Below are 23,246 nucleotides of genomic sequence, written 5' to 3' on the forward strand. Positions count from 1 at the left end.
ACCCCTTCCCGTCAGCCAGCAGCCCACCTAGGGTCCTTCCCAGAAGACATCGGGGTCTGAGGAGAGTGGCATGCGCGCTGTACCTGTTCATCGTTCGAGGTGGCGCGCCGCGGCGCTCGCCGTGTCCACCGCACTCGCCACGGGAGCGGCGCTCCTGGTACCGACCGGGGCAGGAGCGGCAGAGGCTGGTGACGTGCTGCTCAGCGAGTACGTCGAGGGCAGCAGCAACAACAAGGCGCTGGAGCTGCACAACAGCGCCGACACCGCCGTCGACCTTGCCGCGGAGGGCTACGACGTCCAGATCTTCTCCAACGGGGCCGCCACCCCCGGGCTGACCGTCGCCCTCACCGGCTCGGTCGCGCCCGGTGGCGTGCACGTCCTGGCGCACGCCAGCGCAGCAGCCGCCGTGCTGGCGCAGGCCGACCAGACCGTCTCGGCAGGCGTCTTCAACGGCGACGACGCCATCGTGGTGCGTCGTGCCGGCGTCGTCGTCGACTCGCTCGGCCAGGTGGGCGTTGACCCCGGCACGGAGTGGGGCAGCGGACTCGCCTCGACCGCGGACAACACCCTGCGTCGCCTTCCCGGCGTGACCACGGGTGACACCGACCCGACTGACGCCTACGACCCGGCCACCGGGTGGCAGGGCTACGCGGTCGACACCTTCGACGGTCTGGGTGCCCCCGGCCTCGGTTCGGCACCCGACCCCGATCCGGAGCCCGACCCGGACCCTGAGCCCGGGGCACCCGACCCCTCCTGCGGCGCGCCCGCCTCGGTCGTCGGGGCCGTGCAGGGACCTGGTGCGGCCACTCCCGCCACCGGTCCGGTGGCTGTCGAGGGCGTCGTGGTCGGTGACCACGAGGGAGCCCAGCCCTCCCTCCGCGGCTTCTACCTCCAGGACGCCGGCGACGGTGACGCCGCGACCTCGGACGGCATCTTCGTCTTCAACAACTCCGACGCCGACCGCGTCGCCCTCGGCGACCGCGTACGCGTGGTGGGCACCCCGGCCGAGTTCCAGGGCCAGACCCAGGTCGGCGCCCTGGCCTCCGTGCAGGTCTGCGGCACCGGGCAGCAGGTGGCGCCGACGGCGATCGAGTTCCCGACGACGCAGGACGCCCTCGAGTCCGTCGAGGGCATGCTGGTCCGGGTGCCGGAGAAGATGACCGTCACCGAGCACTTCCAGCTGGGACGCTTCGGCCAGGTGGTCGTCTCGTCCGAGGGTCGTCTGCAGCAGCCCACCGACGTGGTCGCGCCCGGCCCGGACGCCGTCGCGCTCCAGGCCGCCAACAACGCCCGTCGCCTCGTCATCGACGACCCCTCGCAGGGCCAGAACCCCGACCCCGTGCCGTGGGGCCGCGGGGGCGCCCCGCTCACCGCCAGCAACACCCTGCGCGGCGGTGACACCGTCACCGGTGCCGTCGGGGTGATGACCTACACGTGGGGCGGCAACAGCGCCAGCCCCAACACGTTCCGGCTGCGGCCGATCAACGCGCTCGGGGGTCAGGCCGTCTTCGAGGCCGGCAACCCGCGCCCGGCCTCCGCGCCCGACGTCGGCGGTCGCCTCCAGGTCGCCGGGATGAACGTCCTCAACTACTTCAACACCTTCACCGGCTGCACGCTCGGCGTCGACGGTGAGCCCGACGACTGTCGCGGGGCCGACAACGCCACGGAGTTCGAGCGACAGGCCGCCAAGACGGTCACTGCCCTCGACCGGATGGAGGCCGAGGTGGTCGGCCTGGTCGAGATCGAGAACGACGGCTACGCCCCGGACAGCGCCATCGGGGACCTGACGGGGCGCCTCGACGCCTCGGGAGACGCGGGGGAGTGGGCCTGGATCGACGCCGACGCCCGGACGGGTGAGGTCAACGCCCTGGGCACCGACGCGATCAAGGTCGGGATGATCTACCGCTCCGGAGCGGTGACGCCCGTGGGAGAGACCGCGGTCCTCAACACCGAGTCCTTCGTGATCGGCGGCGACGCCGAGGAGCGCAACCGGCCAGCTCTCATGCAGTCGTTCCGTGAGGACGCGACCGGGGCCGTCTTCTCGGTCGTCGTTAACCACCTCAAGAGCAAGGGGTCGGCCTGCGCCGCGCCCGACGCGGGCGACGGGCAGGGCAACTGCAACGAGGTCCGCGTCAACGCGGCCCGTGAGCTGGCGCAGTGGATCGCCAGCGACCCCACGGGCGTCGACGACGACGACGTCCTGATCGTCGGCGACCTCAACTCCTACGCCCAGGAGGACCCGGTGCGGCTCCTCGAGGAGGCCGGTTACAGCAACCTCGTCGACGAGCGGCTCGGTGACGACTCCTACAGCTACGTCTTCGACGGCCAGTGGGGCTCGCTCGACCACGCCCTCGGCACCCCCAGCCTGGACGCCCAGGTCACCGGCGCGGCCCCGTGGTGGGTCAACGCCGACGAGCCGTCGGTCCTGGACTACAACACCGAGTTCAAGACCCCTGGCCTGGTGGAGGCGCTCTACGCGCCGGACGAGTTCCGCAACTCCGACCACGACCCTGTCCTGGTCGGACTGTCCCTGGACGCTCCGCCGTCGGGCTCGGCGTTCGGCGCCGGCTGGGTGGCGTCCGCTCCCGGCGGGCACGGCAAGGACAAGGCATTCTTCGGCCTGGCAGCCCTCGCTCCCGAGGGCGGTGCCGACGCCAGCGTCCTGCTGACCTACCGTGACGCCAGGGCAGGCATCGACCTCCTGGCCGCCGGTTCTGCCCGTCTCGCGTGAGTGCTGACGGAGCGGCCTTCACCGGTACGGCTCGCGTGAACGACGTGGCTGGCCACCGCTACGAGCTGACCGTGGTGGACGACGGACGACGTGACACCCTGCGCCTGCGGGTGTGGGCCCCGTCCGGAGCGTCGCTGTACGACAGCGGCGTGCAGGCTGTCCACGGTGCGCTCAGGGTGGACCTCGACTGAGCGACGACACGCCCCGCGTGTCTTAACTTGAATGATTCCAGATTGAGCGGTTGAATCTGGTTCATGCTGACCGCCCCCGCCGACATGCTCCGTGAGGCGTCGCTGCGTGTGACCAAGCCTCGCGTCGCTGTCCTGGAGGCGCTCGCGCAGCGACCGCACGCTGACGTCGACGAGATCGCACACGCCGTACGCCGTGACCTGGGCTCCGTCTCGACCCAGGCGGTGTACGACGTGCTGCGCGCCCTCACCGACGCGCGCCTGGTGCGCAAGATCGAGCCGCAGGGCTCGCCCGTGCGCTTCGAGACCCGCGTCGGTGACAACCATCACCACGTGGTCTGTCGAGCGTGCGGACGCATCGGCGACGTCGACTGCGCCGTGGGCCACACCCCGTGCCTGACGGCGTCGGACGACCACGGCTTCACGATCGACGAGGCCGAGGTCCTCTACTGGGGCACCTGCCCCGACTGCGCGACCAGCTGAGCCACACCCCCCACCTTTCCCGCATTCCAGCAACCGGAGGAACCGAGTGTCCGACAAGCCTGACGCCGTGGTCGGCGAGATCAACGAGCCCGAGGTCGGCAAGTGCCCCGTCATGCACGGGCAGCCGCACCCGGGTCAGGGTGACGCCAACAAGACCTGGTGGCCCAACACCCTGAACCTGAAGGTCCTCGCCAAGCACGCCGACGTCGCCAACCCCCACGACGCCGACTTCGACTACAAGGCCGCGTTCGAGTCGCTCGACCTCGCCGCCGTGAAGGCCGACCTCAAGGCCGTCATGACCGACTCGCAGGACTGGTGGCCGGCCGACTTCGGTCACTACGGCGGCCTGATGGTGCGCATGGCGTGGCACTCCGCGGGCACCTACCGCTCGGGCGACGGTCGCGGCGGCGCGGGCCACGGTCAGCACCGTTTCGCCCCGCAGAACTCTTGGCCCGACAACGGCAACCTGGACAAGGCCCGTCGTCTCCTGTGGCCGGTCAAGAAGAAGTACGGCCAGAAGATCTCCTGGGCCGACCTGATGATCCTCGCCGGCAACGTCGCGCTCGAGGACATGGGCTTCCCGACCTTCGGCTTCGGTGGTGGCCGCCCCGACGTCTACGAGCCCGACGCCGACGTCTACTGGGGTCCGGAGACCGAGTGGCTCGGCGACGAGCGCTACTCGGGTGACCGCGACCTGATGGACCCGCTCGCCGCGGTGCAGATGGGTCTGATCTACGTCAACCCCGAGGGCCCCAACGGCAACCCGGACCCGCTGGCCTCCGCGAAGGACATCCGCGAGACCTTCAAGCGGATGGGCATGAACGACGAGGAGACGGTCGCCCTCATCGCCGGCGGCCACACCTTCGGCAAGACCCACGGCGCGGGCGACGCTGCCCTCGTGGGCCCGGAGCCCGAGGCTGCCCCGATCGAGGAGCAGGGCCTGGGATGGAAGTCGTCCCACGCCTCCGGCAAGGGCATCGACGCCATCACGTCCGGCCTCGAGGTCACCTGGACCTACCACCCGACCCGCTGGGACAACGAGTTCTTCCACATCCTCTACGGCTACGAGTGGGAGCTCTTCACCTCGCCCGCCGGCGCGAAGCAGTGGCGTCCGGTCAACGGCGGCGGCTCCGACATGGTGCCCGAGTCTTTCGGCGACGCGAAGCGCGAGCCCCGCATGCTCACCTCGGACCTCGCCCTGCGCTTCGACCCGGCGTACGACGCCATCTCGCGCCGCTTCAAGGACGACCAGGAGGCCTTCACCGAGGCCTTCGGCCGCGCGTGGTTCAAGCTGACCCACCGCGACATGGGCCCCAAGGCCCGTTACCTCGGCCCCGAGGTGCCCGCCGAGGACCTGCTCTGGCAGGACCCGCTGCCGGCGTACGAGGGTGAGCCTCTCACCGACGCCGACGTCGCCGTCCTCAAGCAGAAGATCGCAGCCACCGGCCTGACGGTCTCCGAGCTCGTCTCCACCGCGTGGGCGTCGGCCGCGAGCTTCCGCTCCTCCGACAAGCGGGGTGGCGCCAACGGTGCGCGCATCCGCCTCGAGCCGCAGTCCGGCTGGGCCGTGAACAACCCGGGCCGCACCGCCAAGGTGCTGGCGGTCCTGGAGAAGGTCAAGGCTGACTTCGACACCCGGCGAAGCCCGTCTCGATGGCCGACCTGATCGTCCTCGCCGGTGGCGTGGGCATCGAGCTGGCCGCCCAGGCTGCCGGTACCGAGGTCGTCGTCCCCTTCACCCCGGGTCGCACCGACGCCACCCAGGAGCAGACCGACGCCGAGAACTTCGCCTGGCTGGAGCCGCGCTACGACGGCTTCCGCAACTACCTGGAGAAGAAGTCGAAGGCGGCCACCGAGTACCTGCTGCTCGACCGTGCCAACCTGCTGAGCGTCTCCGCCCCCGAGATGACGGTCCTGGTGGCCGGCCTGCGCGTCCTCGACACCAACTGGGACGGCTCCAGCACGGGCGTGCTCACCCAGCGCCCGGGCCAGCTGACCCAGGACTTCCTGGTCAACCTGCTCGAGCCGCAGACGTGGACCGCCACGGACGAGAGCGAGGAGCTCTTCACCTCCTCGAACGGATGGACCGGGTCGCGCTACGACCTGATCTTCGGCTCGAACTCCGAGCTGCGCGCGCTGGCGGAGGTGTACGCCGCTGACGACGCTCGCGAGAAGTTCGTCCGCGACTTCGTCGCCGCCTGGGTCAAGGTCATGGAGAACGACCGCTTCGACCTGCGCTGAGGCGCGCTGCTCCGTCGCTGACGGCACGCCCGATGGGCTCACCGCTGACGCGGTGGGCCCATCGGCCGTTGTGGGCCGAGTGACGGGTGGGAAAATATAGGCAAAGCGTAGAGCTGCTTGACCCAATACGTCTGACATTTACGATGAGTGGGTCGTTGAGCATCACACGTGAGGAGTGCGCCATGGGCGTCAAGGCTGGTTGGCAGGGTCGTTTCTTCGAGGACTTCGAAGTGGGTGACATCTACCAGCACCCGCTCGGTCGCACCGTGACCGAGTACGACAACACGCAGTTCACGTTGATGACGATGAACACCAACCAGATGCAACTACGCGGGCGCCAAGGCGTTCAAGAAGTCGGCCGCCAAGAAGGTCACCTTCCGCGTCAAGTGAGCTGACCTGAACTCTCCGGACGCCACCGCCCACGCGGTGAGCTGACACTGCGGACGGGCCCTCGGAGCACCGCTCCGGGGGCCCGTTCTGCGCCCCAGGCCGTCACGCCGGAGTCGGGGGAAAACCCGGTGCGTCTGCCCGATAGCATTGACCAGACGTCGTCCCTTCTCTCCACAGGAGTCCCCGTGTCCGACATCAAGGTCGTCCGAGTCCACGCCGACGAGCGCGAGGACAGGACCACCGCCACGGGCACCAAGGCCTGGGAGCTCTTCGCCGACGCAGGTGACGTCGTCGCCGCGCGGGTCAACGGCGAGCTGAAGGACCTGTCGTACGTCCTCGTCGACGGTGACGTCGTCGAGGCCGTCGAGATGGCGTCGGCCGACGGGCGCGACATCCTGCGCCACTCCACCGCCCACGTCCTCGCCCAGGCGGTGCAGCAGCTGTGGCCCGAGGCCAAGCTCGGCATCGGGCCGCCGATCAAGGACGGCTTCTACTACGACTTCGACGTCGAGACCCCCTTCGTGCCCGAGGACCTGGTCAAGCTCGAGTCCGCGATGCGCAAGATCATCAAGGAGAACCAGCGCTTCGAGCGTCGTGTCACCACCGACGCCGACGCGCTGGCCGAGCTCGCGCACGAGCCCTACAAGGTCGAGCTGATCGGACTGAAGGGCAACTCGGCCGAGGCGGCCGAAGGCGCCTCCGCGGAGGTCGGCGCCGGCGAGCTCACCATCTACGACAACGTCAACCGCAAGGGCGAGGTCGCCTGGTCGGACCTCTGCCGTGGCCCGCACCTGCCGACCACCAAGCGGATCCCCGCCTTCAAGCTGATGCGCACCGCCTCGGCGTACTGGCGTGGCGACGAGAAGAACAAGCAGCTGCAGCGCGTCTACGGCACCGCCTGGGAGAGCAAGGAGGCGCTCGAGGAGCACCTCCACCGCCTCGAGGAGGCGGAGCGTCGCGACCACCGCAAGCTGGGCCGCGAGCTGGACCTCTTCTCCTTCCCCGACGAGCTCGGCTCGGGCCTCCCGGTCTTCCACCCGAAGGGCGGCGTGCTCAAGCGCGTCATGGAGGACTACGTCCGCCAGCGCCACATCGAGGAGGGGTTCGAGTACGTCGGCACCCCGCACATCTCGAAGGACGGCCTCTTCCACACCTCGGGGCACCTGCCGCACTACGCCGAGACCATGTTCCCGCCGATGGAGTTCGAGGGGTCGAACTACCAGCTGAAGGCGATGAACTGCCCGATGCACAACCTCATCTACCGCAGCCGTGGTCGCTCCTACCGTGAGCTCCCGCTGCGCCTCTTCGAGTTCGGCTCGGTGTACCGCTACGAGAAGTCCGGCGTGATCCACGGCCTGACCCGCGTCCGCGGCTTCGCCCAGGACGACTCCCACTCCTACTGCACCCCCGAGCAGGCGCCGGAGGAGGTCAAGCACCTCCTCGACTTCATGCTCAGCGTGCTGCGCGACTTCGGCCTCGACGACTTCTACCTCGAGCTCTCGACCCGCGACCCCGAGAGCGACAAGTTCATCGGCTCCGACGAGCAGTGGGCCGTCGCTACGAAGGTCCTCGAGGACGTCGCCACCGCCTCCGGGCTCGAGCTCGTCCCGGACCCGGGCGGCGCCGCCTTCTACGGCCCCAAGATCTCGGTCCAGGCGAAGGACGCCATCGGCCGCACCTGGCAGATGGGCACCGTGCAGTACGACTTCAACCAGCCGGCGCGCTTCGAGCTGGCCTACCAGGCCGCGGACGGCTCGCGCCAGGAGCCGGTGATGATCCACTCGGCGAAGTTCGGCTCGATCGAGCGCTTCATCGGCGTCCTGGTGGAGCACTACGCCGGCATCTTCCCGCCGTGGCTCGCCCCGGTCCAGGTCATGGGCATACCGATCGCCGAGCGCCACGACGACTACCTCAAGGACATCGTCTCCCAGCTCAAGGCGGCCGGGCTGCGTGCCGAGGTCGACCTCTCCGACGACCGGATGCAGAAGAAGATCCGCAACGCGCAGCTCCAGAAGGTGCCCTTCATGGTCATCGCGGGCGACGCCGACGTGGAGGCGGGCGCGGTCTCGTTCCGCTACCGCGACGGCCGGCAGGACAACGGAGTGCCGGTGGCCGAGGCCATCGAGCGGATCAAGGCAGCCGTCGACAGCCGCGAGCAGGTCTGAGCCGTGGAGCAGCAGGGCATCGGGGAGGTCGACGGCCTCCAGCGGCTGTGGACCCCCTACCGAATGGCCTACATCCGCAAGGAGGCGGCCGCCAAGGCCGACGGCACGCAGGAGTGCCCCTTCTGCTCGATCCCGGCCGGTGACGACCGGGAGGGGCTGGTCATCGCCCGCGGGGAGCACTGCTACGCGGTGCTCAACCTGCACCCCTACAACCCGGGCCACCTCATGGTCATCCCCTTCCGGCACGTCGCCGAGCTGGAGGACCTGACGCCGGAGGAGTCCGGCGAGCTGATGACCATGACCCAGTCGGCCGTGCGGGCGCTCAAGACGGTGAGCCAGCCCCGCGGCCTCAACATCGGCCTCAACCTCGGCTCGGCGGCGGGCGGCTCGCTCGCCTCCCACCTGCACCAGCACGTCGTGCCGCGCTGGGTCGGTGACGCCAACTTCATCACCGTCACCGGCAACACCAAGGTGATCCCGGCGCTGCTGGGTGACACCCGTGACCTGCTGGCCGAGGCCTGGCAGTGACCGGTGGCCGGAACGCCGACGCCGTCCTGGCGAAGGAGCTGGTGGAGGGCGCTGCGCGCGTCGCGACGGCGTACTTCCGCACACCGGTCGAGGCGCGGGCCAAGTCCAACCCCACCGACCTGGTGACGGTCGCCGACGCCGAGGCGGAGGCGTACGTCGTCTCCCGCCTGGCCGAGGCTCGTCCCGGTGACGGGGTGCTGGGGGAGGAGGGAGCGGTGCGCCCCGGGTCGTCGGGGCGTCGCTGGGTCATCGACCCGGTCGACGGCACCTACAACTTCGTGCGGGGCACCGACTGGTGGTGCTCGGCGCTCGCCCTGACCGAGGGCGAGGCGCTGGTCCTCGGGGCGGTGCATGATGCCGTACGAGGTCGCACCTACGTCGGCGGTCCCGGCCTGGGCGTCCGTGTGTCGGCGTCCGGGGACGAGGACGCGGTCGCGCCGCTCGTCGACCGTCCGTTGGACCGGGCCTGTGCGGCGACGTACCTGCACCCGCCGCACTTCGGCACCGAGGTGGGCACCGCGTGGCAGCGCGTCGTCCAGGGGCTGGGGACCTACCGCCTCTTCGGCTCCGGGACGCTCGAGCTGGCCGCGATCGCCGAGGGCCGGCTCGACCTCTTCCTGCACCACAGCGTGCCGGCCTGGGACGAGCTTCCCGGTCGGGCGCTGGTCGCGGCCGTCGGTGGCGTGGCGCGCCACGTCGAGGCCGGGGGAGTGACGTGGTTCGTGGCCGGCGTGCCCTCAGCCGTGGCCGAGGCGTGCGACCGGCTCGCGGACCGGTAGCCTGCGAGCGTGCTCGACAGGTTCAAAGACTTCTGGCAGGGCGTCGTACTGGCGCCGATCGTCCGGCTTCTCCTCCGTCTCGGGGTGAGTCCTGACGTGGTGACGCTCGTCGGCACCCTCGGGGTGGTCGGTGGGGCCTTGGCGTTCTTCCCGCGGGGAGAGCTCCTGACCGGGGTGCTGGTGATCACCGCCTTCGTCTTCTCCGACCTCGTCGACGGGGCGATGGCGCGGGCCTCGGGCCGCACGTCGCTCTTCGGTGCGTTCTGGGACTCGACCCTGGACCGTTTCGGCGACGCGGCCATCTTCGCCGGCCTGGCCCTCTGGTTCGCCGGTGGCGGTGACTCCGACGTCCTGCTGTGGCTCTCCCTCTACTGCCTCGTGACCGGTTCGGTGACCTCGTACGTCCGTGCACGTGCCGAGTCGCTGGGCATGGACGCGAAGGGCGGCCTGGCCGAGCGCGCCGACCGACTCGTCCTGATCCTGGTGGCCACCGGCCTCTCCGAGCTCCTGGACCTGCCATGGCTGCTCAGCGGTGCGCTGGTGGTGCTGGCCCTCGCGAGCACCTACACCGTCGGCTTCCGGGTGCTCAAGGTGCACCGACAGGCCAAGGTGCTCGACGCGCACTGACCGGTCGTGGCCCGGTCGTCACGAGGAGCGGCGGGCCTCTGCTGCGGCGGCGACGACGTCCCGGGCGAGGGCGGCCTGGCTGTCGTCGTCCAGCTGGTGCACGGTGAGGCGGACGTGGCGCGAGGCCACCTCGGGCGCAGCCGTCAGGGCGAACTCGTCTCCTGCCCGAGCCAGCCAGCCGCGCCGCATCAGACGTGCGACGGTGAGGGCTGCGGGCGCCCGGCAGTCCACCCACAGGCTGAGTCCCTCACCGGGGTGGGTCTCCAGGCCGTTCGCGGTGAGCAGCTGGGCGAAGGCGGCGTTGCGCTCCGCGTAGTGCTGACCGGCCTGCCGGATGCCGGCGAGCACGTCGGGGTCGGCGAGCTGCGCGTGGGCCAGCCGCTGGAGCAGGTGGCTGACCCAGGTGGTGCCGGGCCGGAGCCTGAGCGCGAGCCGCTCCGCGGTGTCCCGGTCGGAGGCGACCAAGGCGACGCAGGAGTCGGGGCCGAGGAACTTGGAGACCGAACGGACCAGCGCCCAGCGACGGTGCTCGGGGCCGACCAGGCTGCGGTAGGGCTGCTGGGAGAGGAGGGAGAAGTGGTCGTCCTCGATCACCAGGACGTAGGGGTGCTCAGCCAGCACCTCGCGCAGCTGGGCGCTGCGTCGCTGGCTCAGCCCGACCCCGGTCGGGTTCTGGGCGCGCGGCGTGGTGACCACGGCACGTACGCCCTGGTCGAGGGCCGCGCGCAGCCCGTCGGGGGTCATCCCCTCGGAGTCGACGGGCACACCGACGGCCCGATAGCCGCCCAGGCGCACGGTCTGGATGCTGGCCAGGAAGCAGGGGACCTCCAGGGCGACGGCGTCGTCCCGCGTCAGCGACTGCGACAGGAGCCGTTCGACCGCGTCGACGGCTCCCGAGGTCACGCTCAACCTGAAGTCGGCAGGTCCACCCGCGGTGCGCAGGTCGTCGGCGAACCACTCCGAGGCCCACTCGCCGAGGTCGCGGTCGACGACGGGCTCGCCGTAGAGAACGGGTCGGCGTGTCAGCGTGGCCAGGGCCGAGGTGAGGTCGGGCAGGCGCGCAGGGTCGGGGTTGTTGCTGGCGACGTCGCGCAGGGCACTGTCACTGGCGAAGCCCTCCTCAGGGGCCGGGCGCAGGTCGGCGACCCGAGTTCCGGCACGTCCCTGGGTCACGACGACGCCCGCCTGGGCCAGTTGGCGGTATCCCGCGACCACCGTGTTGCGGTTGACGCCGAGGTGGTCGGCGAGGGCGCGGACCGGGGGGAGTGCGTCGCCGGCGCTCAGCTCTCCGCGGTCGAGCAGGTCCCGGACGCTCTCGGCGAGCTCGGCCGCCGTGGAACCCGTGATTGCTGTCTGCATGCCACCTCCGGCGCAGATCCTAGGCGACAGGGTGCAGGGCCGGGACATGCTAGCGTTTTGGCCTAGGACAATCGTGTCTCCTGAACCGGACAACGTTGGAGGAATGAGCATGAGCACCACCCAGGCCACGTCGGTCGGCACGTCGCGCGTGAAGCGCGGCATGGCCGAGATGCTCAAGGGCGGAGTGATCATGGACGTGGTCACCCCTGAGCAGGCGAAGATCGCCGAGGATGCGGGCGCCGTGGCCGTCATGGCCCTCGAGCGGGTCCCGGCCGACATCCGCGCCCAGGGCGGCGTCTCGCGGATGAGCGACCCCGACATGATCGACGGCATCATCGAGGCCGTCTCCATCCCGGTGATGGCCAAGGCGCGGATCGGCCACTTCGTCGAGGCGCAGGTCCTCCAGAGCCTCGGCGTCGACTACATCGACGAGTCCGAGGTGTCACGCACGCCCGCCGACTACGCCCACCACATCGACAAGTGGGAGTTCACCGTCCCGTTCGTGTGCGGCGCGACCAACCTCGGTGAAGCACTGCGCCGGATCACCGAGGGCGCGGCGATGATCCGCTCCAAGGGTGAGGCGGGCACCGGCGACGTCTCCAACGCCGTCACCCACATGCGGACGATCCGCGGCGAGATCCGTCGGCTGTCCGGTCTCTCGAAGGACGAGCTCTACGTGGCCGCCAAGGAGCTCCAGGCGCCCTACGAGCTGGTGGCCGAGGTCGCCGAGCGCGGCGAGCTGCCGGTGGTGCTCTTCACCGCGGGCGGCATTGCGACCCCGGCCGACGCGGCGATGATGATGCAGCTCGGGGCGGACGGTGTCTTCGTCGGCTCCGGCATCTTCAAGTCCGGCAACCCGGCCGAGCGCGCCGCGGCGATCGTCAAGGCCACTGCCTTCTTCGACGACCCTGACGTGCTGGCCAAGGTCTCGCGCGGACTGGGCGAGGCCATGGTGGGGATCAACGTGGACGAGCTGCCCGTCGGTCACCGGTTGGCCGAGCGCGGCTGGTGAGCGCCGCCGTCCTAGGATCGTCGCGCTGACAGCGGGCGATCCAGGACGGAGCAGGCGTGGCCGAGGAGCGGGACGAGAAGGAGCTGCGCGAGACCGCGCGGCTCCTCGTCAGGTCAGGACTGGTGGAGGGGCCCGACCTCGAGGAGACCTTCACCGAGATGGTCCGTCTCCAGATGCCCGGCACCGACGCCGTCATCATGTCGCGCGCCTGGCTGCACGCCGCTCGCGTGAGTGGCAGCGCGAGGTTCAGGGCTGGACCGTCCCCACTGACCACGACCGTCTGCAGTCGGCCTTCGAGGAGTGCCGCAGCCATGCCGTGGCGGTGCTGGAGGGCGTGGGCGACCTGGCCGACGTACGTCGTGTGGTCGAGGCCAGCACTCCGCCCCTGCGCGGCGTGGTCTGGTTCGGTCGCGACGAGGTGTTCGCCGCCCTGGACCGTGGCGTCCTGACGATGGGTCTGCGGCACGGCAACGGTGCCCCGGCCGCTGTGGCGGGTGACGGCCTCACCACGGCCGTCACCGGGTGCCTCGCCCGCCACGGCCTCGAGTCGCGTCCGGTGTCCGGCGGCGTGGAGGTGGCAACGTGGTGGCAGCGCCGCCCTTGATCAGTGGCAGCGCCGCCCTTGACCAGCGATGGCGGCCGGAATGACTGAAGGGCCCCGAGGGGCCCTTCAGCGTGGTTCCTGAGCGGGGGTCAGACCGCGGCGTTGCCGGCGAGGGCGGCGATGAACGCCTTGGCCTCGGCCCGGACCTCGTCGTCGGCGAAGTCGCCGTCAGGGGTGAAAGTCGTCTCGGTGACGTTCAGGTTGAAGGGGTCTCGAGGACCTTCGCCTCGCCGAAGGCGAGCACGGCAGCCATGGCCGTGGTGCCGGGCGTGCCGCCGTGCGGGGCGATGGAGGAGCCGGCGACCGCGACGGGCTTGCCGTTGAAGGAGTGCTGGCCCCAGGGGCGCGACGCCCAGTCGATGGCGTTCTTGGCGACGCCGGAGAAGGAGTCGTTGAAGGTCGGCGTGGCGACGACGACGGCGTCAGCCGCCTCGATGGCGGACTTGAGCTGGCGGGCGACCTCGGGGAAGTCGTGGTCGTGGTCCTGCGAGTAGAGCGGCAGGTCGGCGATGGAGATCTCGGTGATCTCGACACCCTCGGGGGCGTTCTTGCGGACGGCCTCGAAGGTGGCGCGGTTGATCGAGATCGAGGAGAGGGAACCGACGAGGTAGCCGATCTTCACGGTCACGAATGACTCCTTGCTGTAGGTGCGAGCACCACGGTAGTTGACCAATCAACAATAGAACGGATGGCCAGCGGTGACCATTCCCCCGCCAGTCCCAACCGTGCACGTGAGCCGTGTCACCGCGTCCCGTCCGAGCGGCGTGCCGCACGCCCGCAAGGCCGGTCTAGGCTCCGCCCCATGACGACCAGGATCGGTGTGCTGGCCCTCCAGGGCGACGTGCGTGAGCACCGCGAGACGCTCGAGGGACTCGGGGCACAGGTGGTGGCGGTCCGCCGTGCACGCGAGCTCGCACAGCTCGACGGTCTGGTGCTCCCGGGCGGGGAGTCCACCGCGATCGTCAACCTCGCCCGCGTCTTCGGGATGCTCGAGCCGCTGCGTACGGCGGTGGCCGGTGGTCTGCCGTGCTTCGGGACGTGTGCGGGGATGGTGCTGCTCGCCGACCGCCTGGTCGACGCCATGGAGGGCCAGGAGACGATCGGTGGCCTCGACGTCACGGTCCGGCGCAACGGTTTCGGACGGCAGGTCGACTCCTTCGAGCAGGACCTGCCGATGGTCGGGGTCGAGGGTTCGGTCCGTGCCGTCTTCATCCGGGCGCCTTGGGTGGAGGAGGCCGGTGCCGAGGTCGAGGTGTTGGCACGGGTCAGCGAGGGACCGGCCAGCGGTAGGATCGTTGCCGTCCGCCAGGGCAACCTCATGGCCACCTCCTTCCACCCGGAGGTCGGCGGTGACCCACGGGTCCACAGGTCGTTCCTCGACCTGGTGCGTGGAGCCTGAGCGGCGCTAGACCAACGGACACGGAAGAGGGACGTATGTCAGGCCACTCCAAGTGGGCGACCACCAAGCACAAGAAGGCCGCGATCGACGCCAAGCGCGGCAAGCTCTTCGCCAAGCTGATCAAGAACATCGAGATCGCGGCGAAGATGGGAGGCCCCGACCCCTCCGGCAACCCGACCCTCTTCGACGCCATCCAGAAGGCCAAGAAGCAGTCGGTCCCCAACAAGAACATCGACTCCGCGGTCAAGCGCGGCGGCGGCATCGACGGTGGCGGCGTCAACTACGAGTCGATCATGTACGAGGTCTACGGCGCCGGCGGTGTCGGCCTGCTGGTCGAGTGCCTCACGGACAACAAGAACCGTGCCGCCATGGAGACCCGCACCGCGGTGACCCGCAACGGCGGCACGATGGCCGACCCCGGTTCGGTCTCGCGCCTGTACGACCGCAAGGGCGTCGTCGTGGTGGCCAAGTCGCAGGACGGCAAGGAGGTCACCGAGGACGACGTCCTCGAGGCCACCCTCGACGCCGGGGCCGACGAGGTGAAGGACGCCGGCGAGAACCTGACGATCATCTCCGACCCCAACGACGTGGTCGCCGTGCGCTCCGCGCTCCAGGAGGCCGGCATTGACTACGAGTCGGCGGAGGTCGAGTTCGTGGCGAGCCTGGACATCCCCGTCGACGCCGACGCCGCGGCGAAGGTCTTCAAGCTGATCGACGCCCTCGAGGACCTCGACGACGTGCAGAACGTCTTCGCGAACGTCGACGTCTCCGACGAGGTCATGGCCGAGCTCGACGCCTGACCCGGCACGCGCAGGGGCCCGGGAGCGAGCTGCTCCCGGGCCCCTCGTGCGTCCACGTCAGGTCAGGTGCGGCGTACGACCACCACGCCCGGGCGCGGGAACGCGTGCGTGTGCGGCCAGGTGCTGGCCGGGGTCTCGAAGGTCGCCCCGTCGATCTCGCCGGGGTGCTGCACCGCGACCAGGACCGACTGCTGGTCCGGGGAGATGAAGGGGCCACACGTCTCGGCGCCCAGCGGCACGGTGAGGAACTGCTCGACGAGCCCGCGCCGCGGACCTTCCACCGGCACCCGGAAGAGCCCGTCGTTGGAGCCCAGCGCATTGCCGTCGGTGGAGATCCACAGGTTGCCGGTGCGGTCGAAGGCCACGTTGTCGGGGCAGCTGATCGGGCTCACCAGCTGCTTGGGGAAGCCGGCGAACCACGTCTCGGGGGCCTGGGGGTCACCGCAGACGAGCATCAGGTTCCAGGTGAAGGAGGTGCCGGTGTGCCCGCCGCGACCGGGCTCGATCTCGAGCACGTAGCCGTTGCGGTTGCCCGACGCCGGCTTCAACGGGGCGTCGAGGGAGGACCGCACGTACGAGGTGGTCACCGGGTTCGGCTCGTCGGCGGGGAACCTGCTGCCGCGGTTGGAGTTGTTGGTCAGCGCGGCGTAGACGCGACCGTTCACCGGGTTGACCTCGACGTCCTCGGGGCGGTCCATGCGGGTCGGTGAGACGGCGTCGGCGGCGAGGCGGGTGTCGATGAGCACGTCGGCCAGCGACATGCCCGGGACGTACGAGCGCCGCTCGTCGGCCAGCTTGATCCACTCCCCGGTGCCGTCGTGCACGCCGTCGGCGGTGCCGTCACCGGTCAGGCGCGCCACCCAGAGCGTGCCCTCGCTGAGCAGGGACATGTTGTGGCGCCGCGCGCGGGCAGAGGGCCGCGGGTCGTAGGTGTGGCGCGAGGTGAAGCGGTAGAGGTAGTCGCCGCGCTCGTCGTCGCCCATGTAGGCCACGACGTGCCCGCTCCTCGCGACGGTGACGTTGGCGCCCTCGTGCTTGAAGCGGCCCAGCATCGTGTGCTTGCGCGGACGCGAGTGCGGGTCCGTCGGGTCGACCTCGACGACCCAGCCGAAGCGGAACGGTTCGGGGCTCGGCGGTGAGGTCGAAGCGGGCGTCCACCTGGCTCCACCCGCGCCCGGAGCCGCTGATGCCGTAACGGGCGTACGAGGCCGCGTAGCGCGGGTCGAGGTCGCCGCTCGCGTCGAAGTACTGGTTGAAGTTCTCCTCGCCGCTCAGCACCGTGCCCCAGGGCGTGGTGCCGCCGGCGCAGTTGTTGAAGGTGCCGAGCACCCGGCGTCCGGACGGGTCCGCCTGCGTGCGCAGTCGCGGGTCGCCGGCCGCCGGGCCCGTGACGTCGAAGACCGTGCGGTCGTGCAGGCGTCGGTTGTACCGGGTCGAGCGGGGGTTGACGACGCTCCACTGCCCCGGCGAGCGGCCCTGCTGGACCTCCACCACGGACATGCCGTGGTTGGCGATCGCCACCTCGAGCACCTGCTCGGGGGTGTGGGTGCCGGCCGGGAACATCAGGGGCTCGTCGGTGTACTCGTGGTTGACCACCAGCAGGGCGCGGTCCTTGCGGGCCGGGTGCGGCACGAGCCCGACGTAGTCGTTGTTGTAGCCGAACTGGGACCGGGCAGCGGCGGCGCTCTGGCGTCGTACGTCGAAGGCAGGGGCGTGGCGGGTCACCGGGTCCCCCCAGGCGATGAGCAGCTCGGCCGTGAAGCCGTCGGGCACGGTCACCTCGTCCGCCCGGTTGGGCGCCACCGGGGTGAAGGGCCAGGTGCCCGCGCCGGAGCCACCGGGTCGGGGGCGCGGGCCCCGGTGCGGCGCGGCCGCCGCAGGAGTGCCGTGGGCCAGCGCCAGGGCGCCGACGGCAGCCGCCGCGACGCCGCCCTGCAGGACCTGGCGACGCGCCATCGCCCGCCCGACGACGTCGTGGAACTCCTCGTTGCCCGAGACGTTGGGGATCGGCATGTCGCAGGCGTTGCCGCACCGGAAGGCGCAGGTCATGGCGCTGCGGGAGCCGTGCGGTCCGCGGCGCGGCAGCCCGAGCAGTTGGGCGCCAGGAGCTGCGGTGTCGTTCGTCGCGGTGCCTGCAGCGCAGGGTGAGGGGGTCATCGATCCTCCGTGATCGGGGTACGACGGCGTCGCCACGGCAACGCCCGAGATGGTGCGGTTCACGGCGACCCTGACGGGGCTGGCCGACGAGGGGGTGGGCCGGCGGTGAACGGACGACGAACAGTGGCCGGACGCGTGTCGTCCCCGCCCCGGCCTGCTCCACGGGATAGCGTGCTCATGCGAACATGTGTTCGGACATGCGTACGACGAGGAGGCTGCCATGCGGGTGCTGGGTGTTGACCCGGGACTGACCCGGTGCGGCATCGGCGTCGTCGAGGGAGAGATCGGCCGGCCGCTGTCGATGCTCGACGTGGGGGTCATCCGCACGAGCTCGCACCTGCACGTCGCCGAGCGCCTGGTGACGGTCGAGAAGGGCATCGACGCCTGGATCGACGAGTACCGCCCCGACGCCGTGGCCGTCGAGCGCATCTTCGCCCGCTCCGACTCGAGCACCATCATGGGCACCGCGCAGGCCAGCGGCATCGCCCTGGTGGCAGCCGCCCGACGCGGCCTGCCCGTCGCCCTGCACACCCCGAGCGAGGTCAAGGCGGCCGTCTCCGGGAGTGGGCGTGCCGACAAGGCGCAGGTCACCGCCATGGTCACGCGCATCCTGCGGCTGGAGGCCCTCCCAAGCCGGCCGACGCCGCCGACGCGCTGGCCCTGGCCATCACCCACATCTGGCGCGGGGGAGCGGCCGACCGTCTGCGGGCTGCCGCCGAGACCCAGCGTGCCGCCTCGGCACCCACCACCCGTACCTCGCACCTCGTCACCACCAGCCGCATCCCGAGGAGTCGCCCGTGATCTCGTACGTCCGTGGCACCGTCACCGGTGTCAACCTCACCTCCGCCGTCGTCGAGGTGGGAGGCGTCGGCCTGCAGGTGCTCTGCTCGCCCGGGACGCTCGCGTCGCTGCGCCACGGCCAGGAGGCGCAGCTGGCGACGAGCTTCGTGGTGCGCGAGGACTCGATGACGCTCTTCGGCTTCCTCGACGAGGACGAGAAGGCGTGCTTCGAGCTCGTCCAGACTGCCACCGGCGTCGGCCCCAAGCTCGCCCAGGCGGTGATGGCGGTGATGACCCCGGACACGCTGCGGCGCGCGATCGCCGACGACGACGTGAAGGCGTTGACCCGGGTCCCCGGGATCGGGCAGAAGGGCGCCCAGCGGATCATCCTGGAGCTACGGGACCGGATCGGTGCGCCCAGCGGTGCTGCCGGTGCGGCCGCCCCGTCGGCCTCCGACGCAGGGCGCGAGCAGGTCCTGCAGGGGCTCATCGGCCTGGGCTGGTCGGCCAAGGAGGCCGACAAGGCGGTCGACGCCGTGGTCAGCGAGGCGAGCGACCCCACCGACGTCGGGGCCCTGCTGCGCGCGGCCCTCCAGAAGCTGGGCAAGGCCTGATGGCCTTCTCCGACGAGTGGTCGGCCACGGACCCGCTGGAGGCCGCCGAGCAGGAGTACCTGCGTACGCTCGTGCAGGCCGAGGCCGACGGTGACGACCGGGCGGTCGAGGCGGCGCTGCGGCCCCGGACGCTCGACGAGGTGGTCGGCCAGCAGCGCGTGCGTGACCAGCTCGGGCTCGTGCTGGAGGCGGCCCGCCAGCGCGGTCGCGCCCCCGACCACGTGCTCCTCTCCGGTCCCCCCGGACTGGGCAAGACGACCCTGGCCATGATCGTGGCGGCGGAGATGCAGACCGCGCTGCGCCTGACCAGCGGCCCTGCCATCACGCACGCCGGCGACCTGGCCGCGATCCTCAGTGGCGTCAACGAGGGCGACGTCCTCTTCGTTGACGAGATCCACCGGATGTCGCGTCCCGCCGAGGAGATGCTCTACATGGCGATGGAGGACTTCCGGGTCGACGTGGTCATCGGCAAGGGACCCGGCGCCACCGCGATCCCGCTCGACATCCCGCCCTTCACCCTGGTCGGGGCGACCACCCGGGCGGGCCTCCTGCCGGGACCGCTGCGGGACCGCTTCGGCTTCACCGCGCACCTCGAGTACTACGAGCCCAGCGAGCTGGACCGGATCGTGCGCCGCTCGGCCGGCCTGCTCGGGGTGGAGCTCACCGGGGAGGGGGCGGCCGAGATCGCGTCGCGCTCGCGCGGCACGCCCCGCATCGCCAACCGCCTGCTGCGTCGCGTGCGCGACTACGCGCAGGTCCGGGCCGACGGGGTCCTCGACCGCAAGGTGGCGCGCGCTGCCCTGGAGCTGTACGAGGTCGACGAGCTCGGGCTGGACCGGCTCGACCTCGCGGTCCTCGACGTCCTGTGCCGCCGCTTCGGCGGGGGACCGGTCGGGGTGTCGACGCTGGCCGTGGCCGTGGGGGAGGAGCGCGAGACCGTCGAGGAGGTTGCCGAGCCCTTCCTGGTCCGCAACGGCATGCTGGCCCGCACGCCCCGCGGTCGGGTCGCGATGCCCGCTGCCTGGCAGCACCTGGGACTCACGCCGCCGGTCGAGTCGTTCGGGGCGCAGCAGGCTCTCTTCGAGGAGTGAATGCCCCGTAGACTCGGGGAGTTGTCTTCATCCACTCACAGAGGATTACTCGTGGAGTTCCTTCCCCTCGTCGCCATCGCACTCCTGTTCTGGCTGCTGATCGTCCGCCCCGCGTCGAAGCGCCAGAAGGAGGTCCAGAAGCTCCAGGCTGGCCTCGCAGTGGGCAACAAGGTCGTGCTGACCTCCGGCATCTTCGCCGTGATCACCGAGCTGGGTGACGACCGTGTCCACGTGCGCGTCGCAGACGGCGTCGTCCTCGAGGTGGCCCGAGGCGCCATCGCAGCCGTCGAGGCGCCCGATCAGCCCGGCCCCGAGCAGCCCGGCCCCGACACCCACGAGGAGCTGTGATCCGCGTGGCTGACCACCTGGGCATCGCCCGTGAGGCGATGGACCGACTGATCCTCGACGTCCCCGACTACCCCGAGCCGGGGTCGTCTTCAAGGACATCACTCCGCTGCTCGCCGACCACGACGGCTTCCACGCGGCGATCGTCGCGCTGGCCGACGCCGGCCGTGACGAGTCGGGCGCCGTCGTCGTCGACAAGGTGCTCGGCATGGAGGCCCGCGGCTTCATCCTGGCCGCGCCCGTCGCCCTCAACCTGGAGGCCGGCTTCGTGCCCGTGCGCAAGGCCGGCAAGCTGCCCCGCGAGTGCCTGAGCGAGTCGTACTCGTTGGAGTACGGCGAGGCCACCCTGGAGATGCACGCCGACGCCGTGTCGCCCGGCGACCGGGTGCTGCTCGTCGACGACGTGCTCGCCACCGGCGGGACCATCGCCGCCACCCGCCGCCTGGTCGAGTCGGCCGGTGGTGTGGTCGTCGGGGCCGCCGTGCTGATGGAGCTGGGCTTCCTCAGCGGGCGTGACGCCTTCGACGACGTGGCCTGCACCGCCCTGGCCGTGATCTGACCCGACTAGACTGACGCAATGGTCGAGGACAACCGCGCAGCAGTCGAACGGCCCCGCCCCGCCGACAACGGGACGACCGGTCGTTCCATGCGTGCGCGCCTGGCCCGGATCGGCAACCGCAGCCAGTCCGGCAACCCGGTCCTCGAGCCGTTGTTCAGGGCGGTGCGGACCAACCACCCCAAGGCCGACCTGGCCCTGCTGGAGCGGGCGTACCGCACCGCCGAGCGGCTGCACGCGCCGCAGAAGCGCAAGAGCGGCGACCCCTACATCACCCACCCGCTGGCGGTCACGACCATCCTGGCGGAGATCGGCATGACCGAGCCGGTGCTCGTCGCGGCCCTGCTGCACGACACCGTCGAGGACACGCCGTACACGCTCGAGGAGCTCACCGCCGAGTTCGGCGAGGAGGTCGCCGCCCTCGTCGACGGCGTCACCAAGCTCGACAAGGTCCAGTACGGCGCGGCGGCGCAGTCCGAGACGATCCGCAAGATGATCGTGGCGATGTCCAAGGACATCCGCGTGCTCGTGATCAAGCTGGCCGACCGCCTGCACAACATGCGCACGCTGCGCTACGTGCCCCAGGCGAGCCAGGAGCGCACGTCGCGCGAGACGCTCGACATCTACGCGCCGCTGGCCCACCGGCTCGGCATGAACACTCTCAAGTGGGAGCTGGAGGACCTCGCGTTCGCCACGCTGCACCCGAAGATCTACGACGAGATCGTGCGGCTGGTCGCCGAGCGTGCGCCGTCGCGCGACCAGTTCCTGGCCCAGGTGATCGCCCAGGTCGAGCAGGACCTGCGCGACGCCAAGATCAAGGCGAAGGTCACGGGTCGGCCGAAGCACTACTACTCGATCTACCAGAAGATGATCGTCGGAGGTCGTGACTTCTCCGAGATCTACGACCTGGTGGGCATCCGCGTCCTCGTCGACGACGACCGTGACTGCTACGCGGTGATGGGCGTCCTGCACGGCCGCTGGAACCCGGTCCTCGGCCGCTTCAAGGACTACGTCGCGATGCCGAAGTTCAACATGTACCAGTCGCTGCACACGACGGTGATCGGCCCGACCGGCAAGCCGGTGGAGATCCAGATCCGCACCTTCGCGATGCACCGCCGCGCCGAGTACGGCGTCGCCGCGCACTGGAAGTACAAGGAGGACTCGCGCACCGGCGTCGACACCGACCGCCAGGCCGACAAGGACGACATGGCCTGGCTGCGCCAGCTCATGGACTGGCAGAGCGACGTCGAGGACCCGGGCGAGTTCCTGGACTCGCTGCGCTTCGAGATCAACCGCGCCGAGGTCTACGTCTTCACGCCCCGCGGTGACGTGATCGCGCTGCCCACGGGTGCCACGCCGATCGACTTCGCCTACGCCGTGCACACCGACGTCGGGCACCACACGATCGGTGCCCGGGTCAACGGACGCCTGGTGCCGCTCGAGTCGACCCTCGACAACGGTGACGTGGTGGAGGTCTTCACCTCCAAGGCGTCGACCGCCGGGCCCTCGCGCGACTGGCTCAACTTCGTCAAGTCGCAGCGCGCCCGCTCCAAGATCCGTCAGTGGTTCACCAAGGAGCGCCGCGAGGAGGCGATCGAGCGCGGCAAGGACGCCATCGCCAAGATGATGCGCAAGAGGGCCTGCCGCTCAAGCGCCTGCTCTCGCACGACTCCCTGACCCAGGTCGCCGAGCACTTCAAGCTCGCCGACGTCACCGCGCTTTACGCGGCGGTGGGGGAGCACAACCTGTCCGCCCAGGCCGTGGTCCAGCGCGTCCTCCAGCTCCACGGTGGCACCGAGGGCGCCGCCGAGGACATGGCCGAGGCCGTCACCATCACCGGCCGCCGCAACCGGCCGAAGCAGCCGTCGCCCACCGAGAGCGGCGTAGTCGTCCAGGGCAGCAGCGACGTGTGGGTCAAGCTGGCCAAGTGCTGTACCCCGGTGCCGCCGGACGAGATCCTCGGCTTCGTGACCAAGGGCGGTGGCGTCTCGGTCCACCGCAAGGACTGCACCAACGCGGGCGACCTCGAGGCGCAGTCGGAGCGGCTCATCGACGTGGAGTGGGAGCCCAACTCCCAGAGCACCTTCCTGGTCAACATCCAGGTCGAGGCGCTGGACCGGGCCCGGCTGCTCTCCGACATCACGATGGCGCTGGCCGACACGCACGTCAACATCCTCAGCGCGACGCTGCAGACGACGCGCGACCGGGTCGCGAAGAGCCGCTTCACCTTCGAGATGGCCGACGCCACGCACCTCGACAACGTGCTGCGTGCCGTACGAGGCGTGCCCGGCGTCTTCGACGCCTACCGCGTCACGCAGTAACCGCCCCGCCCGCGTCGCCAGCACGACGAAGCCGCCGCTCCCCGAGGGGGAACGGCGGCTTCGTGCGTACGAGGAC

The 23,246-nt window shown here is 70.6% G+C and carries 17 protein-coding genes and 6 pseudogenes; 19 read left to right on the forward strand and 4 right to left on the reverse strand.

Translation table 11 applies throughout. The annotated features are described in order from the left end of the window. Positions 1-70: 70 nt before the first annotated feature. The 9 genes and pseudogenes from E2C04_RS08300 to pgsA all read left to right on the forward strand — a co-directional run bounded on the left by E2C04_RS08300 (position 71) and on the right by pgsA (position 10,132). Entirely contained in the window at positions 71-2,731 is a 2,661-nt protein-coding gene (locus E2C04_RS08300; protein WP_135832251.1) for an ExeM/NucH family extracellular endonuclease, read from the forward strand. Next, a complete protein-coding gene (locus E2C04_RS08305) occupies positions 2,728-2,922 on the forward strand; it encodes a hypothetical protein (protein WP_135832252.1) in 195 nt (64 codons plus the stop codon). The genes E2C04_RS08300 and E2C04_RS08305 overlap by 4 nt, the downstream gene beginning before the upstream one ends. A 63-nt stretch (positions 2,923-2,985) precedes the next feature. Beyond that, a complete protein-coding gene (locus tag E2C04_RS08310) occupies positions 2,986-3,402 on the forward strand; it encodes a Fur family transcriptional regulator (RefSeq protein ID WP_229721635.1) in 417 nt (138 codons plus the stop codon). 112 nt (positions 3,403-3,514) lie between these two features. Further along, positions 3,515-5,643: pseudogene (gene katG / locus E2C04_RS08315) on the forward strand (catalase/peroxidase HPI). 182 nt (positions 5,644-5,825) lie between these two features. Further along, positions 5,826-6,038 carry a hotdog family protein gene (locus E2C04_RS18635; RefSeq protein ID WP_202977940.1) on the forward strand — a complete coding sequence of 71 codons (213 nt, stop codon included), beginning with the start codon at positions 5,826-5,828 and terminating at the stop codon, positions 6,036-6,038. A gap of 180 nt (positions 6,039-6,218) precedes the next feature. After that, the gene (thrS, locus tag E2C04_RS08325; RefSeq protein WP_135832253.1) at positions 6,219-8,198 is read left to right on the forward strand and encodes a threonine--tRNA ligase; all 1,980 of its coding nucleotides are present in this window, start codon (positions 6,219-6,221) and stop codon (positions 8,196-8,198) included. A gap of 3 nt (positions 8,199-8,201) precedes the next feature. After that, complete coding sequence (locus E2C04_RS08330) at positions 8,202-8,726, forward strand: HIT family protein (RefSeq protein WP_229721633.1); 525 nt, start codon at positions 8,202-8,204, stop codon at positions 8,724-8,726. Next, on the forward strand, positions 8,723-9,505 hold the full coding sequence (locus E2C04_RS08335; RefSeq protein WP_135832254.1) for an inositol monophosphatase family protein: 783 nt from the start codon (positions 8,723-8,725) through the stop codon (positions 9,503-9,505). The genes E2C04_RS08330 and E2C04_RS08335 overlap by 4 nt, the downstream gene beginning before the upstream one ends. A gap of 9 nt (positions 9,506-9,514) precedes the next feature. Further along, positions 9,515-10,132: a phosphatidylinositol phosphate synthase gene (gene pgsA / locus E2C04_RS08340; protein ID WP_135832255.1), complete on the forward strand. Its 618-nt coding sequence runs from the start codon at positions 9,515-9,517 to the stop codon at positions 10,130-10,132. Between the two features lie 18 nt (positions 10,133-10,150). On the opposite strand, the gene E2C04_RS08345 is transcribed toward pgsA, so the two are convergent. Then, entirely contained in the window at positions 10,151-11,491 is a 1,341-nt protein-coding gene (locus tag E2C04_RS08345) for an aminotransferase class I/II-fold pyridoxal phosphate-dependent enzyme (protein ID WP_135832256.1), read from the reverse strand. Between the two features lie 109 nt (positions 11,492-11,600). Here E2C04_RS08345 and pdxS point away from each other — a divergent pair, with 109 nt between their 5' ends. Both pdxS and E2C04_RS21920 read left to right on the forward strand, forming a co-directional pair. Beyond that, positions 11,601-12,503, forward strand: coding sequence for a pyridoxal 5'-phosphate synthase lyase subunit PdxS (gene pdxS, locus E2C04_RS08350; RefSeq protein ID WP_135832257.1), 903 nt, complete (start codon positions 11,601-11,603; stop codon positions 12,501-12,503). A 25-nt stretch (positions 12,504-12,528) separates the two neighbouring features. Continuing rightward, complete coding sequence (locus E2C04_RS21920; protein ID WP_420873103.1) at positions 12,529-13,107, forward strand: DUF6891 domain-containing protein; 579 nt, start codon at positions 12,529-12,531, stop codon at positions 13,105-13,107. A 196-nt stretch (positions 13,108-13,303) separates the two neighbouring features. Here E2C04_RS21920 and E2C04_RS08360 read toward each other — a convergent pair whose 3' ends face one another. Beyond that, positions 13,304-13,735, reverse strand: a complete 432-nt coding sequence (locus E2C04_RS08360) for an NADPH-dependent FMN reductase (protein WP_202977942.1) — start codon at positions 13,733-13,735, stop codon at positions 13,304-13,306. 174 nt (positions 13,736-13,909) lie between these two features. On the opposite strand from E2C04_RS08360, the gene pdxT reads away from it, so the two are divergent. Together pdxT and E2C04_RS08370 are read left to right on the forward strand one after the other, a co-directional pair. Continuing rightward, complete coding sequence (gene pdxT / locus E2C04_RS08365; RefSeq protein ID WP_135832259.1) at positions 13,910-14,506, forward strand: pyridoxal 5'-phosphate synthase glutaminase subunit PdxT; 597 nt, start codon at positions 13,910-13,912, stop codon at positions 14,504-14,506. 35 nt (positions 14,507-14,541) lie between these two features. Then, positions 14,542-15,306, forward strand: a complete 765-nt coding sequence (locus tag E2C04_RS08370; protein WP_135832260.1) for a YebC/PmpR family DNA-binding transcriptional regulator — start codon at positions 14,542-14,544, stop codon at positions 15,304-15,306. 62 nt (positions 15,307-15,368) lie between these two features. On the opposite strand, the pseudogene E2C04_RS19600 reads toward E2C04_RS08370, so the two are convergent. Both E2C04_RS19600 and E2C04_RS21385 read right to left on the reverse strand, forming a co-directional pair. Continuing rightward, a pseudogene (locus tag E2C04_RS19600) lies at positions 15,369-16,361 on the reverse strand (PhoX family protein); the annotation flags it as partial. Positions 16,362-16,488: 127 nt separating this feature from the next. Continuing rightward, positions 16,489-17,784: pseudogene (locus E2C04_RS21385) on the reverse strand (PhoX family protein); the annotation flags it as partial. On the opposite strand from E2C04_RS21385, the pseudogene ruvC reads away from it, so the two are divergent. The 6 genes and pseudogenes from ruvC (at position 17,693) to E2C04_RS08405 (ending at position 23,170) form a co-directional block, all read left to right on the forward strand. Continuing rightward, positions 17,693-18,264: pseudogene (gene ruvC, locus E2C04_RS08380) on the forward strand (crossover junction endodeoxyribonuclease RuvC). The pseudogenes E2C04_RS21385 and ruvC overlap by 92 nt on opposite strands. Continuing rightward, positions 18,261-18,857, forward strand: coding sequence for a Holliday junction branch migration protein RuvA (ruvA, locus tag E2C04_RS08385; protein WP_135832261.1), 597 nt, complete (start codon positions 18,261-18,263; stop codon positions 18,855-18,857). Before ruvC ends, ruvA begins: the two are co-directional and overlap by 4 nt. Then, complete coding sequence (gene ruvB, locus E2C04_RS08390) at positions 18,857-19,948, forward strand: Holliday junction branch migration DNA helicase RuvB (RefSeq protein ID WP_135832262.1); 1,092 nt, start codon at positions 18,857-18,859, stop codon at positions 19,946-19,948. Before ruvA ends, ruvB begins: the two co-directional genes overlap by 1 nt. Positions 19,949-19,999: 51 nt before the next feature. Further along, positions 20,000-20,296, forward strand: a complete 297-nt coding sequence (yajC, locus tag E2C04_RS08395; protein ID WP_158630642.1) for a preprotein translocase subunit YajC — start codon at positions 20,000-20,002, stop codon at positions 20,294-20,296. 38 nt (positions 20,297-20,334) lie between these two features. Further along, positions 20,335-20,852, forward strand: a pseudogene (locus tag E2C04_RS08400) (adenine phosphoribosyltransferase). An 87-nt stretch (positions 20,853-20,939) separates the two neighbouring features. Continuing rightward, a pseudogene (locus E2C04_RS08405) lies at positions 20,940-23,170 on the forward strand (RelA/SpoT family protein). Positions 23,171-23,246: the final 76 nt, after the last annotated feature.

The organism is Nocardioides daphniae, assembly GCF_004777465.1.
Lineage (GTDB): Bacteria > Actinomycetota > Actinomycetes > Propionibacteriales > Nocardioidaceae > Nocardioides > Nocardioides daphniae.